General features: G+C 47.3%; 17 protein-coding genes and 1 pseudogene. 8 read left to right on the top strand and 10 right to left on the bottom strand.

Annotated elements, in window-relative coordinates:
• The first annotated feature begins 13 nt into the window (after positions 1-13).
• Together FD960_RS06255 and FD960_RS06250 are read left to right on the top strand one after the other, a co-directional pair.
• Positions 14-529 (top strand): hypothetical protein, encoded by a 516-nt coding sequence (locus FD960_RS06255; protein ID WP_215297937.1) that lies wholly within the window; start codon positions 14-16, stop codon positions 527-529.
• 3 nt (positions 530-532) lie between these two features.
• Positions 533-1,750 carry an aminoacetone oxidase family FAD-binding enzyme gene (locus FD960_RS06250; protein WP_215297935.1) on the top strand — a complete coding sequence of 406 codons (1,218 nt, stop codon included), beginning with the start codon at positions 533-535 and terminating at the stop codon, positions 1,748-1,750.
• Between the two features lie 19 nt (positions 1,751-1,769).
• Here the strand turns inward: FD960_RS06250 and FD960_RS06245 are convergent, their stop codons facing one another.
• Positions 1,770-2,525: a TerC family protein gene (locus FD960_RS06245; protein WP_215297933.1), complete on the bottom strand. Its 756-nt coding sequence runs from the start codon at positions 2,523-2,525 to the stop codon at positions 1,770-1,772.
• Between the two features lie 110 nt (positions 2,526-2,635).
• Between FD960_RS06245 and FD960_RS06240 the strand changes: the two genes are divergently transcribed.
• The gene (locus FD960_RS06240) at positions 2,636-3,565 is read left to right on the top strand and encodes a tripartite tricarboxylate transporter substrate binding protein (protein ID WP_251369753.1); all 930 of its coding nucleotides are present in this window, start codon (positions 2,636-2,638) and stop codon (positions 3,563-3,565) included.
• Here the strand turns inward: FD960_RS06240 and FD960_RS06235 are convergent.
• On the bottom strand, positions 3,562-3,951 hold the full coding sequence (locus tag FD960_RS06235) for a group II truncated hemoglobin (protein ID WP_215297929.1): 390 nt from the start codon (positions 3,949-3,951) through the stop codon (positions 3,562-3,564). The two genes, FD960_RS06240 and FD960_RS06235, sit on opposite strands and share 4 nt — an antisense overlap.
• A 116-nt stretch (positions 3,952-4,067) precedes the next feature.
• On the opposite strand from FD960_RS06235, the gene FD960_RS06230 reads away from it, so the two are divergent.
• Positions 4,068-4,595, top strand: coding sequence for a hypothetical protein (locus tag FD960_RS06230; RefSeq protein ID WP_215297927.1), 528 nt, complete (start codon positions 4,068-4,070; stop codon positions 4,593-4,595).
• Between the two features lie 53 nt (positions 4,596-4,648).
• Here FD960_RS06230 and FD960_RS06225 read toward each other — a convergent pair whose 3' ends face one another.
• Positions 4,649-4,885, bottom strand: a complete 237-nt coding sequence (locus FD960_RS06225) for a TIGR02450 family Trp-rich protein (protein ID WP_251369752.1) — start codon at positions 4,883-4,885, stop codon at positions 4,649-4,651.
• 420 nt (positions 4,886-5,305) lie between these two features.
• Between FD960_RS06225 and FD960_RS06220 the strand changes: the two genes are divergently transcribed.
• Positions 5,306-6,352, top strand: coding sequence for a fumarylacetoacetate hydrolase family protein (locus FD960_RS06220; RefSeq protein WP_215297925.1), 1,047 nt, complete (start codon positions 5,306-5,308; stop codon positions 6,350-6,352).
• Positions 6,353-6,386: 34 nt separating this feature from the next.
• Here FD960_RS06220 and FD960_RS06215 read toward each other — a convergent pair whose 3' ends face one another.
• On the bottom strand, positions 6,387-7,970 hold the full coding sequence (locus tag FD960_RS06215) for a rhodanese homology domain-containing protein (RefSeq protein WP_215297923.1): 1,584 nt from the start codon (positions 7,968-7,970) through the stop codon (positions 6,387-6,389).
• 40 nt (positions 7,971-8,010) lie between these two features.
• Positions 8,011-8,988: a tripartite tricarboxylate transporter substrate binding protein gene (locus FD960_RS06210; protein ID WP_215297921.1), complete on the bottom strand. Its 978-nt coding sequence runs from the start codon at positions 8,986-8,988 to the stop codon at positions 8,011-8,013.
• 158 nt (positions 8,989-9,146) lie between these two features.
• On the opposite strand from FD960_RS06210, the gene FD960_RS06205 reads away from it, so the two are divergent.
• The gene (locus tag FD960_RS06205) at positions 9,147-9,335 is read left to right on the top strand and encodes a hypothetical protein (protein ID WP_173942993.1); all 189 of its coding nucleotides are present in this window, start codon (positions 9,147-9,149) and stop codon (positions 9,333-9,335) included.
• A gap of 75 nt (positions 9,336-9,410) precedes the next feature.
• Here FD960_RS06205 and FD960_RS06200 read toward each other — a convergent pair whose 3' ends face one another.
• A complete protein-coding gene (locus tag FD960_RS06200; RefSeq protein WP_215297919.1) occupies positions 9,411-9,704 on the bottom strand; it encodes a DUF1330 domain-containing protein in 294 nt (97 codons plus the stop codon).
• A gap of 91 nt (positions 9,705-9,795) precedes the next feature.
• On the opposite strand from FD960_RS06200, the pseudogene FD960_RS10490 reads away from it, so the two are divergent.
• A pseudogene (locus FD960_RS10490) lies at positions 9,796-10,191 on the top strand (NAD(P)-binding domain-containing protein); the annotation flags it as partial.
• A 21-nt stretch (positions 10,192-10,212) separates the two neighbouring features.
• Here the strand turns inward: FD960_RS10490 and FD960_RS06190 are convergent.
• The 4 genes from FD960_RS06190 to FD960_RS06175 all read right to left on the bottom strand — a co-directional run bounded on the left by FD960_RS06190 (position 10,213) and on the right by FD960_RS06175 (position 13,076).
• Positions 10,213-11,496 carry a DEAD/DEAH box helicase gene (locus FD960_RS06190; RefSeq protein ID WP_215297915.1) on the bottom strand — a complete coding sequence of 428 codons (1,284 nt, stop codon included), beginning with the start codon at positions 11,494-11,496 and terminating at the stop codon, positions 10,213-10,215.
• Between the two features lie 104 nt (positions 11,497-11,600).
• Positions 11,601-12,194, bottom strand: a complete 594-nt coding sequence (locus FD960_RS06185) for a hypothetical protein (RefSeq protein WP_305849558.1) — start codon at positions 12,192-12,194, stop codon at positions 11,601-11,603.
• A 21-nt stretch (positions 12,195-12,215) separates the two neighbouring features.
• A complete protein-coding gene (locus FD960_RS06180; protein WP_215297911.1) occupies positions 12,216-12,635 on the bottom strand; it encodes a YbgC/FadM family acyl-CoA thioesterase in 420 nt (139 codons plus the stop codon).
• An 18-nt stretch (positions 12,636-12,653) separates the two neighbouring features.
• Positions 12,654-13,076 carry a GNAT family N-acetyltransferase gene (locus FD960_RS06175; RefSeq protein ID WP_215297909.1) on the bottom strand — a complete coding sequence of 141 codons (423 nt, stop codon included), beginning with the start codon at positions 13,074-13,076 and terminating at the stop codon, positions 12,654-12,656.
• Positions 13,077-13,213: 137 nt separating this feature from the next.
• Between FD960_RS06175 and FD960_RS06170 the strand changes: the two genes are divergently transcribed.
• Positions 13,214-13,795, top strand: coding sequence for a hypothetical protein (locus FD960_RS06170; protein WP_251369751.1), 582 nt, complete (start codon positions 13,214-13,216; stop codon positions 13,793-13,795).
• The last annotated feature ends 55 nt before the right edge of the window (positions 13,796-13,850 follow it).

Raw genomic sequence — 13,850 nt, 5'->3', positions numbered from 1 at the left:
CTTAAAGCTCATTATGACTATTGCAAATACCCTCCAACTCTCAGCGCGCCTAGATTTGCCGGCATACCTTCTTGGCATCTCTATGTTGCTGATTGTGATGCTAGTTCACGGCTTGGCTTTGCTGCAGGTTGCGAAACGATATGAGGTGAAGTCATTTCTGTATTTGTCAGAGCATCGATATTCCGCGGTGGCTTTCACTTTTTATGCCAGCATCCTGTGTTTATTTTTAACTCATATCTTTGAAATTTTTCTCTGGGGTATTTCACTTTGGGCATTCGATCTTCTGCCCACCATTGCAGAGAGTATTTTATTTAGCGGTAGCACTTATACGGCCATGGGCTTTATGGACGATCTTCTGCCTGTAGGCTGGAAGATGTTGGCCATCATCATAGCCTTCTCTGGAATGTTCGCATTTGCATGGACGGCATCGGTAATGATCTCCATGACTAAGAATTTTCGTCAGGCCTATACGCGTTTGCATATGCAAAAGCTCAAGTTGCCCGCTGAAGTCATTGAGCGCTTTAAATAAGTCATGAGCAAAATATGGGATGCCATCATCATTGGAGGTGGCGCGGCAGGGCTATTCTGTGCCGGTGTAGCTGGGCAACGAGGAAAAAAGATTCTAGTGCTGGATCACTCCGATAGTTTGGGTGAAAAAATTCGCATTAGTGGGGGTGGTAGATGCAATTTCACCAATCTTCATTGCAGTCCCGCAAATTTCCTATCGCTGAATCCACATTTTGCAAAAAGTGCGTTAGCACGTTACCCCTCCACGGAATTTATTAAGCTAGTGCAGTCATATCGGATTGCCTATCACGAGAAACACCAGGGGCAATTGTTTTGTGACGATTCTGCGATGCAAATTATCGAGATGTTGTTGGGGGAGTGCGCTAAGGGTGGCGTGGAAATACGTCATCCCGTCAAAGTGGATTCCATTTCAGGTAAGGCTGGTGATTGGTTGATTCATACCAGCGCCGGGAATGAGCGCACCAAGTCAGTGGTGATGGCGACAGGGGGCTTGCCTGTTCCCGCAATTGGCGCCACTGCCTACGCATTAGATATCGCCAAGCAATTTGAATTGCAAGTCGTAGAGCCTCGCCCTGCGTTGGTTCCGCTTTCATTTACCTCCAGTGAGTTCGAGGGTCTTAATGAGTTGGCGGGCTTAAGTCTGCCTGTGCGGATTGCGGCTGGCTCCAAAGGCAATCGATATGGCGCCTGCCGTTTCAATGAAGACTTACTCTTAACGCATAAGGGGCTCTCCGGCCCCGCCGTTCTGCAGGCCGGCAGTTATTGGGCTGAAGGGGAGGCCATTCATGTGGATTGGCTGGGCGCGGTTGAGGCGAATGGTCGTTTTAATTGCGATGAATTATTCAGTAACGAAGAAAATCGCCTCAAACTCACTGAAAATATTCTCGCATCAGTAATGCCATTACGTTTAGCAAAAGTATTTGCTGAGCAAAAAAATCTCCTAGGTAAAAAGTGGGCGGAAGTTTCTAAAAAAGATCGCCAGGCTCTCAAAGAGCTCATCACCAATTGGTCAGTCAAACCTGCCGGAACATTGGGTTGGAAAAAGGCTGAGGTCATGCTGGGCGGGGTTGACACCAAGGAGCTTGATGGTCAAACCATGATGGCTCGCAAACACCCCGGTTTGTATTTCATCGGGGAGTGCGTGGATGTCACTGGCCACTTAGGTGGACATAACTTCCAATGGGCTTGGGCTAGTGGCTTTGCTTGCGCTCAGTCCCTATAGCACTAGTTAATCAGCTCAATCAATTTCGTTTTTTCTTTCGCGAGCGAATGTTTAATAGCTCAACCCCCAAAGAGAAGGCCATTGCCACATATACATATCCTTTGGGAATATGAACGCCCATTCCCTCGGCAATCAGGACTACGCCCACTACCGTAAGGAAGGAGAGGGCGAGCACCTTAATCGAGGGGTGATGATGCACGAAATCTCCAATGGGTTTGGCGGCAACCAGCATGATGAGAACCGAGGCAAGGACTGCGGCAATCATGACGCTAATTTCATCAACCATTCCGACCGCGGTGATCACGCTATCGAGAGAGAAAATGATATCCAGAATACCTATTTGAATTACCGAGCTGATAAATAGGGTGAAAAGCGATTTAGTGGAATTTTGATGTTGCGAACCCTCTACTTGATCGGCGTGCTCGCCGGCCTCCACCTCCGTATAAATTTCTTTGGAGGCCTTCCAGATTAAAAAGAAACCGCCAATCAATAAAATGAGGTCTCTGCCGCTGATAGCGTGATTGAGGATGGAGAAGATCGGTTGGGTAAGTCCCATAACCCAGGAGAGGCTGAGTAATAATAAAATGCGCGTCACTAATGCAAACAAGAGGCCAAAGCGACGAACCTTTTCGCGTATTTCAATTGGGAGCCTATTGGCGATAACACTGATAAAGATAATGTTATCAATGCCCAAAATAATCTCTAGGGCTGATAGAGTTAAAAAAGCGATCCAAGCATTGGGATCGGAAATTAATTGGATTGAGCTTTCGAGCATTTCTTTTTTCGTTAAAGTGACCTTGCGGTAAAGTGTATCTAAGTAAGTTCAATCCCTCTTTTATCTATATGCCCACATACTTTGTCAGGATATTTTTAGGCTCCCTTCTGATGCTTCTGTTGTCAGGAGGTGCGACTGCAGCGTTTCCAGAAAAACCGATTAAGGTGATTATTGGATTTCCGGCCGGTGGGCCGCTAGATGCAAATATGCGTCTCTTGGTGGAAAAGCTCCAATCCACATTGGGGCAAACGGTGATTGTCGATTACAAGGCTGGGGCTGGTGGGACGGTTGGTGCGCAGTTTGTGGCGCAATCGCCAGCCGATGGCTACACGCTCCTTTTGGCTAATACCGGCACTATGGTGATTAATCCAGCGGTATATCCAAAATCATCTTACGAGACTTTGAAGGAATTTCAGCCTATTGCGAGAACGGCACAGCAACCTTTGGCATTGATCGTCAATAAGGATGTCCCCGCGCAAACCTTAAAACAGTTTGTCGCCTATGCCAAAGCCAATCCTGGAAAGTTAAATTACGGTTCTGCTGGAAATGGTGGGATTTCACATTTGGTGCCTGAGATGCTCAAAAATGAAACGGGAATATTTATGGTGCACATTCCATTTAAAGGAAGCGCTCCCGCATTTACGGATTTGATTGCGGGGCACGTGCAATTTATGGCGGAGTCTGTTCCTCAGGCAGCTAACTATGTCAAGCAGGGCAAAGTAAAGGCATTGGCCGTGACTAGTGCAAAACGTAACCCCGCGTTGCCAAATACCCCAACCGTCATGGAGACTGGTGTTGCCAATTTAGAGGTAGTTGGTTTTTATGGCATCTTGGCCCCCAAAGGAACGCCGCCAGAAGTGGTAAATAAGCTTAGCCAAGCATTTAAAGAGACGCTAGAGACGCCCGAGATACAAAAGAAAATGATTGACCAGGGTGCTGATCCCGCCTATCTGAGCGCCGATCAATTTACCAAGTTTCTGGCAGGCGAGATGCCACGTTGGGCTAAAGCGGTGAAGCAGGCCGGGGCAAAGTTAGATTAATTCGCCTGGTTTCTCATCCAATCAGCTGTATTAAAGAAAGATTCTTCTAGTTGCGCACCTAGTTGGCCATCAATGCCACAATCTTCAAGCGCGCGGTACATGCATGCTAACCACTGATTTCGCTCCTGAATGCCAATCTTGAAGGGGAGGTGCCTTGCCCGCAACATAGGGTGGCCATGTTTGGGTGAATAAACATCTGGGCCGCCCAACCATCCGGATAAAAACAGCTTTAATTTATCTCTCGAGCTGGATAGATCTTGGGGGTGCATGGCACGTAATTGCGCAAAGGGTTCTTCAAGCGCCATCAAATCGTAAAAGCGATCCACTAATTCATCGACCTTTGCGCTGCCGCCAATCATTTCGTAAGGGGTTTTTCTTTCGCTCATCTGTTCATTTTAATGCCAGTAAATCAGGTGATTGGCAAGCCTCAGATTTGGGTATAGAGTAAGAGTATAGATTCAATAATTGTTAATACTTTTATCTACATCAAGGGAGAGAAGCGATGAATCAAAAAGATCTTCAGGCATGGCAACAGGAAAAGGCAAAAGAATTGTTCGCGTATTCAAATAAGCTACTAGATGCCGCTAAGGATTTGAGTGAGCACCACCTTGCGGAAATTCAATGGGGCATGAAAAATGCGATGGAGAGTGCCAAGTCTGCCGCTAAGAATGATTTGGTGAAGCTGAAGGATTTACAAGAAGCGGCTACAAAAGAAGCTGCGAAGCGTGCAACCGTGTATCAAAAGAAGGTTAAGTCTGTCCTTAAGGATTTAGGTGAAGATGCTGCGGATGAAACTGAGAAGCATTTGGAAAAGGTGCGATCTTCCCTAGTTGCTTGGCTAGAAGAGGCTGAAAGCAAGATGCCTACGCATGCGGATAAGTTGTCGAAGGTAGTTCATGACATGTCAAGCGCGGGGCAAAAAATGTTTAAAGAGGGTAGAAAGATTGTGAATCAGGTTGCGGATGCTGCTGAAAAGAATATTGAAGAGCACCTCAGAAAAGCGTCTGATTCCAAGGGGAAAACGAAGTAGCTAAAGCGGTACCACTCGTTCGCTAGCCGTCTACTTTTAGTAGGCGGCTTTTTTTACACCCACCCCTGAATCCAATGTTCACTATCGCAGAGTTCGCGCCACGCAATCGTTTGTCTGTATTTATCGTAAATCGCTTCAATTTCAACCAATTCAATCGCCTCATCTGGTAGGTCGGGGGCAATCACTTTGCTCACCAAAAAATGCTTTCGCTTATTTTTGGGGTGAGCCGCCGTCCACTTGGTGAGCAATAGCTTTTTTGGGCTTAATGGATTTATTTTCTTAGAGGGCATTACAAGAGAACACATTTCCATTGCTAAGGAGTTGACCGGTGCTAGGGGTAAATACTTGGGCTGAGTCCTGGGGTTGGGCAGGGCACTTTACGTCAAAGTAGCTATTGGTCCCGAGACTGCCGCAATAGCTAAATGCTTGATCTTGAAATAGCATCTGTGTTTTTTTGAGGACCATCGTCAGCTTGACTTGCGATTCATTGCTGCAACTCCAGGTGGTATACGAGTCTGAGCTGCATGCTATAAGCCCAGAGCCGAGCATACCGAAGGCGGCAATATAAATAGGGGTTAATAAAGAGCGCATAGGATTGAGCATAGCCTTCTTTTCGCTTTTCTGCCGCCGGTTTACTTTGGCATTAATATTGTCGAAGAGAGTTCCGGCATTCGGAATATCGATAACAAGAAAAATAGATAAGGAGATGTATGGATAGCAATCGTCGTGATGTATTGAAAATTGGTGCAACTACTGCAATTGGTGGCATGCTCATGCCCAATGTTTCTACAGCTACTGGGCGCACCCCCATTGTTGTGGAACCGCTTACTGGTAAGGCTGGGTTTAGGGTGGCAAATTATTTGCCGAAGATGGGCGCTAGTTCACGCTTGGGCCTAGTTACTAATGATGGTTTGGTGGTGGATATTCCTGCGCAAGCTTCTAAGCAAAAGGTGCAACTCTCATTTGATCCGAGCTCCATGATTTCTTTGGCGGCTTCAGGCAATCAAGGATTGCTAGAGCTTGCAAATATTTTCAAAAATCGCAGCGGCAATTTTCAGAATGTAAACCAAGTCATTTTGCTATCCCCGATTCCTAAGCCACAAAGCAATATCTACTGTGTGGGCTGGAATTATTTGGATCACTTCGATGAGGGTATGCAAAGTCGCGCTGATAAAACGGTAAAAGAGTACCCAACGGTTCCCGTACTCTTTACTAAAGGCACGCAAACCATGAATGGCCCTTTTGACTCCATTCCTTACGACGGCAGCTACTCCACCATGATTGACTGGGAAGCTGAGTTGGCGGTCGTGATTGGTAAGAAGGGTAAAAACATTTCCGAAGCGAATGCGATGGAGTATGTTTTTGGTTATTCAGCTTATAACGATACGACTGCCCGCGATGTTCAGCAGAAGCGTCATTCTGGACAATGGTTTAAAGGCAAGAGCTTGGATGGCCATGGCCCTATGGGCCCATGGGTAGTGACTGCCGGCGGCGTGAATCTTGATGACACTCGCATTATTTGCCGAGTGAATGGTGTAGAAAAGCAAAACGCCAGCTACAAGCAAATGTATTTCAAGATTCCGGTGATTATTGCTGAGCTCTCCCGTAGCCTCACTTTATTGCCTGGCGACATCATTGCGACTGGCACTCCATCAGGAGTGGGTTACAGCAGAAAACCCCCAGAATTTTTAAAGCCTGGCGATATGATGGAAACTGAAATCACTGGCGTGGGAATTATTCGCAATAAGATTGCCTGATGGTGAGGTCCTGGTGGACCTCAAACACAAGGATTTAAAGCACCCAGAAGTGATGGGTGCCATCCTTGCCCAGTTGTTCCACCAGGCCAAACTCCCAATCCAAATAGGCTTGCATCGCCGCTGGGTCGACGCTAGTTCCCTCGTAGGGGCGCTTATAGCGATCTAAAGGAGGTGAGGCTAAGCGAGTGGAGCCTTTCTCAAGCTCAAGTCCTGCATCTACCCATGCTTTATTCCCGCCTGATAAAACCACTACTTCTGCAGCTGTCAGTGCCTGTATTTCATTAGCCGCAAATGTAGCGAGCTCGCCCGTTGTACTGGTGAGGACATAGCGATCGGCTTTAGGTAATTTTTTCAAAGCATTTAAAAATTGTGAACGTAGGGCAAACCAGCTGCCTGGAATATGCCCTTTTGCGTACTGGGCATGCGTGCTGACATCTACAAATACCGTTCCACTATCGTTTTTGAGCCAGGTGGAAGCTGTTTTAGCATCTACCGCTTTGCTTGAGGGAATTGAAGGTAGTGGTGGTTGCCACGGGCCTGTCTCGGTCAGGTCGCTCATATTGACGCCATCGAGCACATAAACATCCCATGCCATTTGCGCAAGCCATGAGGCGGGCATATTAGCTCTCACGCCACTTGGGTCGCACAGTACGATGCGGGCACCGCGGACGGGGGCGACCATTTCTGTTTCTTGAACAAGTTGGCCGCCAGGCACCGAGCGAAATCCTGGGAGGTGACCAGCTTCGTACTCTTCAGGTGTTCTGGTGTCAAAAAAGTAGGTGGTGCGATCCTTCTGAGACTGCCATTTCTGAATGTCGGCAGTTGTTGCGCGCTTGACGCCAGCTCGATCGGCAACGCTACGTGCTCGTTGCGCAGCTTCATTTGCGGTAAGGGTGCTGACTTCGGAAAATTTCCGACTTTGTCCTTTATCGAGCTCTTGTCCTGCTAGAGTCCAGCCAATAGTGCCGTTACGTAAGGCATTTACCTGATTGGGAATACCCGCATTGATCAGTGATTGGGTGCCGATGATGCTGCGGGTTCTTCCTGCGCAATTCACAATCACTCTTGTCTTGGGGTTGGGGGCTAGTTCGGGAACACGTAAAACGAGTTCAGCGCCGGGAACGCTGATACCAGTGGGGATACTCATGGTTTGGTATTCATCAAAGCGTCGCACATCAACCACCACCACATCCGCCTCATCATCAAGCAGTTTTTTTACTTCCTGCGCAGACAAAGAAGGTGTGTGTCTTTTGGATTCAACAAGCTCACCAAAGGATTTGCTGGGGACATTGACATCTTTAAATACCTCGCCACCTGCAGCCTTCCAGGCTTTGACGCCACCTCCAAATACAGCAACATTTGAGTATCCTAAATCAGACAGTCTTTGGGCTGCTAGCTGGGCATCACCTTCACCATCATCAAGGGTAACGATGGGTACATCTTTTTTTGGAAGCTTGCTGAGTGCATCGACTTCGATGCGGGATAGAGGTAGATTCGCCGCGAATAAAGGATGCTCTTGAGCGTGCGGATCTTCTTCGCGCACATCTAGGAGTGCAATCTCTTCTTTATTCAGCAGTTTATTGCGAATGAATGCGTAATCTTGAGTTTTGATGGACATACGATTTTCTGTTGAGTTATATGTTTAGCTAATGATTGATTTAATCTAATTTGGCGTTTGATTTTTTAACTACCTCACCCCAGCGAATAATTTCCTGGTTGATGTAGTTCGCTAATTCAGTGCGACTCATTTTTGGTGCGGTTGCTCCCATCGCAGCCCAACGCTCTTTGATGTCGGGTGAGGCTAGGGCGATTTGAACTTCGGCGCTCATTTTGTCGACAATCTCTTTGGGCGTTCCCTTGATGGCCCACAGGGCATACCAGCTAGACACAATGAAGTTGCTAATGCCAAGTTCTTGAGCGGTTGGTACATTCGGAAATGCATCTACACGTTTTTGGGTGGCCACCGCAACGGCAATGAGTTGACCATTTTTAATAAATGGCGCCGCACCAGCAAGCGTATCAAACATCATGTCTACTTGACCTGCTACCAAGTCCTGCAGCGCTGGCCCCGTCCCTCGGTAAGGAATGTGAGTGATGAACAATTTATTTTGCATCTTAAATAGTTCGCCGGTGAGATGCTGGGATGTTCCATTGCCTGTAGATGCGTAGTTATATTTTCCAGGATGCTTCCGAATTTCCTCAATGATGGATTTCAGATCATTTTTAGGAAACTTTTTGGGATTGACGACGATCACATGCGGTACGCTGCCAATAATGGCGATGGGCTCAAAGTCTTTGGTGATGTCATATGAGAGATTGGTGTACATGCTTGGCGCAATGGAGTGGTGCACCGCACCTAGTAGCCAGGTATATCCATCAGGCGCCATTTTTGCGGCAGCAGCTGCGCCCAGGGTTCCACCTGCGCCACCGCGGTTATCAACAATGATGGAGGCTCCCAATTGGGTGGAGAGTTGCTTGGCCAGGGGTCGCCCAAAGGCATCAACTGCACCGCCTGGAGGGAAGGGGTTAATAAAGGTGATTGGCTTGTTGGGGATGGGCCATTGAGCGGCCTGGGCGAAGCTTGAGAGGCTAAGAATGCTCATAGCCAGCAAAACGAGGATATTTCTAACTTTCACGAGGGTCTCCAGTGTTTTTTATAGTCTTTTAGCTATTTTGGAGGATATTTACCGTATAAGAGTTATCCCTGATGTGGGCTTGTAATTCTGATACTTTTTATGGGGATATACTGGCTTGGCTGTCGGTTATCAATATTTACAGATCAATGGGAGACAAGATGTCACAACACGATACATTGTTAGCTGCTTTTGAGACATACAAAGCGGAAAACGAAAAGTTTATTGAAAAAGGCGTTAAAGCATCTGCTGCGCGCGCACGTAAAGCCTTGCAAGAAATTGCTGGCGCTTGCAAAGAGCGTCGCAAGGAAATCACTGCCGCTAAAGAGGCGATGGAAGCTAAGAAGTAATTTATTTCTACTGCTGAAATTTTAAGCCTAGCCCTCATAAGGAGCTAGGCTTTATTTTTTGCGCATCTTGAATGATCAGGTCGATGCAGAAAATAGCGTTAACTTCATCGCCTTGCTCCGTACCGCTAGCAAAGCTTGGTATTCCGCGCTACCAGCCCAAGCCTTGGCATGATCTAGGTCTGGAAACTCTAGCTCCACAAAAGCTTCAAATGCATAACAAGCTAATTCATTCCAGAAGAGTTGATTTACCACTCCTCGAGCGCTGATTTTGCCTTCGTAGTGTTCGACCGTTTGACCTACCTGGCTGCGGTATTGCTCAAATGCATCTTGATCGTTTAACTGAATTAAGCCAATTACTTTGGTAGTCATTGCCATCCTCCATCAATTTCTTCACTAGAGTATAGGCAAGCTATAGTGAGATATTAGAAATTCATCATCGCATATTAAAAACAGGGGCTCTATGAAGATCGCTTTGTCGAAAGCAGGGCATCAAGTTCTAGGATTTGATTTAGTGCAGTCTCAACTGGATAGCTTTAAGGCTTCAGCCGGTATTCCTGCGGCGAGCGCCCTAGAGGCTGCCAAGGATGTCGAGGTGATCATTACTATGTTGCCAGCTTAGCGACATGTAGAGGCTTTGTATTTGGGTGATGCAGGCTTGCTGGCTCATGCCAATCCAAAAGCATTGCTCATGGATTGCTCCACGATTTCTCCAAAGGTTGCTCAGGCAGTCGCTGCTCAGGCAAAAGCAAAGGGTTTTGCCATGATTGATGCTCCCGTTTCTGGTGGGACTGCTGGGGCGCAAGCCGGCACATTGACTTTCATGGTGGGTGGAGATTCCAAAGATGTCGAGTGCGCTCGGCCGCTATTTTACTGGTGTTTATCTAGAAAAACTTCTTTTTGGGGGACTGCTACGCTTGGCAGCCGGTTTTCCACTGCCACCATTGCCACCACCAGCTGGACGAGGCTTTCTGGATTGTTGGTGTTGCTGACTGCGCAGTTGAATCGGCTGCGCAACCGCATTAGGATCCGGCTCAAATCCCGCAATCACCTCTTGTGGCAGTTTTTGTTTGATGAGTTTTTCGATATCCCGCAACATCTGGTGTTCATCGACGCAGACTAAGGAAACCGCTACACCGTTAGATCCAGCTCTACCGGTGCGACCAATACGGTGAACGTAGTCTTCCGAAACGTTAGGCAGGTCGTAGTTCACAACATGGGGGAGTTGGTCGATATCAATTCCGCGTGCGGCAATATCGGTGGCTACCAATACGGTAATTTTTCCATCTTTAAATTCTGCCAATGCTTTTGTGCGAGCACTTTGGCTTTTATTTCCATGAATGGCCATGGCGGTAATGCCATCTTTTTCCAGTTGTGTCACTAGTTTATTGGCACCATGTTTAGTGCGGGTGAAGACTAGAACTTGTTTCCATTGATTGCTAGTAATGAGATGTGCGAGTAATGGATGTTTTTTAGTTCGATCTACCGGGTGAATGAGTTGGGCGATCGCTTCATTAGTGCTGTTGCTTCGAGCCACCTCAATCAGTGCGGGAGAATTCAGTAGCCCATCCGCCAGTGCTTTAATCTCCGTTGAAAACGTTGCCGAGAAGAGTAAGTTTTGACGGTGTCTTGGAAGGGCCGCCAGAATTTTTTTAATATCGCGCAAGAAACCCATATCCAACATGCGGTCAGCCTCATCCAATACGAGGATTTCAATAGCACTGAGGGATACGCAATTCTGAGACATTAAATCTAGCAGGCGACCTGGTGTGGCCACCAAAATATCTAAGCCAGCTGCAATCGCTTTAATTTGAGGGTTGGCGCCAACGCCACCAAAGATTACCGCTGACTTTAGGCCAGTATATTTTCCATAAGTGGTGACGGATTCTTGCACCTGGGCGGCTAATTCGCGAGTCGGGGTCAGTATCAACACGCGTAATTGGCGTTTGCCTGAACCAGGTTTAGTGCTTGTGGAGAGGCGCTGAAGAATGGGGAGTGTAAAGCCGGCTGTTTTACCGGTGCCAGTTTGAGCGGCAGCCAGCAAATCTCCACCCTTTAAAACTGCGGGAATGGACTTTTCTTGAATGGGGGTGGGGCTGGTATAGCCTTCCTCGTTAATAGCGCGAAGAATGGATTCTGATAAACCGAGATCTGTAAATAACATAGGGACCAAATAGATATTGGCCCGTATTCAATTAAAAGACTATCCCGGCCAATGGGGTGGGCTGCCACACTTGAAGTGATTGCAGAAAGAACCTCTATTTTAAGCTATTGGGCCTTGTTATTTGATGGATGCCATAAATTTGGCACAAAGGGATTGGCATAACCAGAAACAAATAATTTCTCGGCGCCGCTCGCGGGGTCAAAAACCGCTCTCTCAATGCGCCCAATATTTCCACCGTAAACATGAATGCTGATGGAGGTTTGGTCACTTAAGTCGTTTGCCACCACATGAATGTCATGGGTATCAGGCGATACCGTTGCAACTTGGCCGGGGTGACAAACAAAAGATTCGCCCGCCTTATAACTTCCATCCGCTTGGCGGTAATAGTTAGCGCTTCGTTCTTGGCCGCGCAATTGACCCACCATGCCCCAGACGGTGTGGTTATGCACAGGCGTCTTTTGATTCGGCCCCCAAACGAAACTCACGATCGAAAATCGATCGAGCGGATCTGCATACAGCAGGTATTGCTGGTAATACTCGGGGTGCGGCTTAGCGAGTTCTTCTGGCAGCCAGTCATCTACTTCGATTAATGTCTCTAATAGTTTTTTGCCTTTGGAGAAGATAAGCGTCTCGCTTGGGCTAGTCTCTAAAAGCGTACTTAGTCCCTTAACAAAGGTGAGTAATTTTCCATCTTGCATACAGGACTCCAAAAGATAAATTTATTGATCTTTAGTAAAGAGCCAATCAGGCAAGCCCTTTGGTTTGAGGGTGGTGGTATCGACGCAAACGATATGGAGCAGGGCGCTGGCGATGAGTTCTGGTTCGGCACCCTCAGTGATGCGCTTGGCGGTTTGTTTTACAGCAATCTGGGTGCGGCCACGATGCTCAATGATTTGATCGATGCTCAGAAGATCATCCAAGCGCCCTGGCCTATGAAAGTTCATGGTGATCTCTCTTACTGGCAGCAGAATGCCAAACTCATTAATTAATTTTGTTGGGCTAAGGCCGCGGTCTTGCAACCATTGCGAGCGGCTACGCTCGAAGATCTCTAAATAGCGTGCATGGTAAACAAATCCTGCAGCATCGGTGTCGGAGTAGCACACTCGAAATAGAAATGGGGTGTCGGTAACTGGGGTCATTGTGATTGGTGCGGAGGTTTATATATCTAGGATCATATCTCGATGCGGGATTCCTGCTTCATCATAAGCATCGCCCAGAGGTACAAAGCCAAATTGCTCATAAAAAGGAATGGCTGACAGTTGTGCGTGCAAGATAAATTGACTGACCCCCAGCTCTTTTCCAAGGGTGATGAGGGCTTTTATCAGCATGGTGCCATAGCCCTGCGAGCGATGGGATTTTAGTACGGCCATTCGACCAATCTGACTCTGATGTGCCGTCAGTTCAATTAGACGGGCTGTACCAACGCATTGCCGTCCTGAATAGACTAAGGCATGGTGGGCTTTGGGGTCTTGGTCATCCAACTCCATTTCCTCGGGTACCCCTTGTTCCTGAACGAAGACGCTCTTACGGATGGGGTAGGCCTCTTCCTGAGCATCTGGCCAAGATTGAATCAATATCACGCTGTTATCCGGTAATTGAGGTGTTGAGAGCTTTAATATATATTAGCTATAGGGTTTATAAGCATCATTTTTCGTGGTTAAATGAATCAAGGCGATGGTTGTTATACGCCCCCATAAACCGTTATCAAGGAGTTATTTTGAAGAAATCTTTACTTGCTACATTAATCGCATCTATCGGCTTAGTCGCTGCTAGCTCAGTATTTGCACAAGTCCCAGCAAAAATGCTGCCATTGGCTGCTGAAGCGGCTGTATTAACCGCTACTGTGGATTCTGTGGATGTTAAGAAGCGCATCGTAGTGTTAAGGGATGCTAATGGTAATTTGGCCCAAATGAATGTAGCCAAGCAAGTGAATGACTTGGATAAAGTGAAGAAGGGTGATCTTTTTGTTGTTGAGCATGCTCAAGCGATCGCTGTTGGTTTAACGGCCGCAACCAAGGATGCTAAGCCAGGCGTTTCTGGCGTTCATTCTGTTGTCATTGCTGGCAAAGGTTCTGCCAAGCCGTTCGAAGAGACAACTGACACCGTCTATGCCACTGTGAAGATTGGCACTATTGATGCCAAAACTCGCATTGTGACATTTACACTGCCATCCGGCGAGAAGCAAAAAGTGAAAGTAGATCAAAGCGTTCTTGGTCTTGAGAAATTCAAGGCGGGCGATGACGTCATGGTTGAGTTTGTTGACGATACCGCAATTGGTTTCGTAACACCGAAGAAGTAATTGATGAGCGCAGAACTTTGTTCTGCAAGCAATAAAACACTGCCCGCTAAGTATG

It is taken from the genome of Polynucleobacter sp. AP-Nino-20-G2 (assembly GCF_018688235.1).
Lineage (GTDB): Bacteria > Pseudomonadota > Gammaproteobacteria > Burkholderiales > Burkholderiaceae > Polynucleobacter.
Note: the sequence above shows the minus strand (reverse complement) of the source record. Positions and strands in the feature narration are given on the sequence as shown.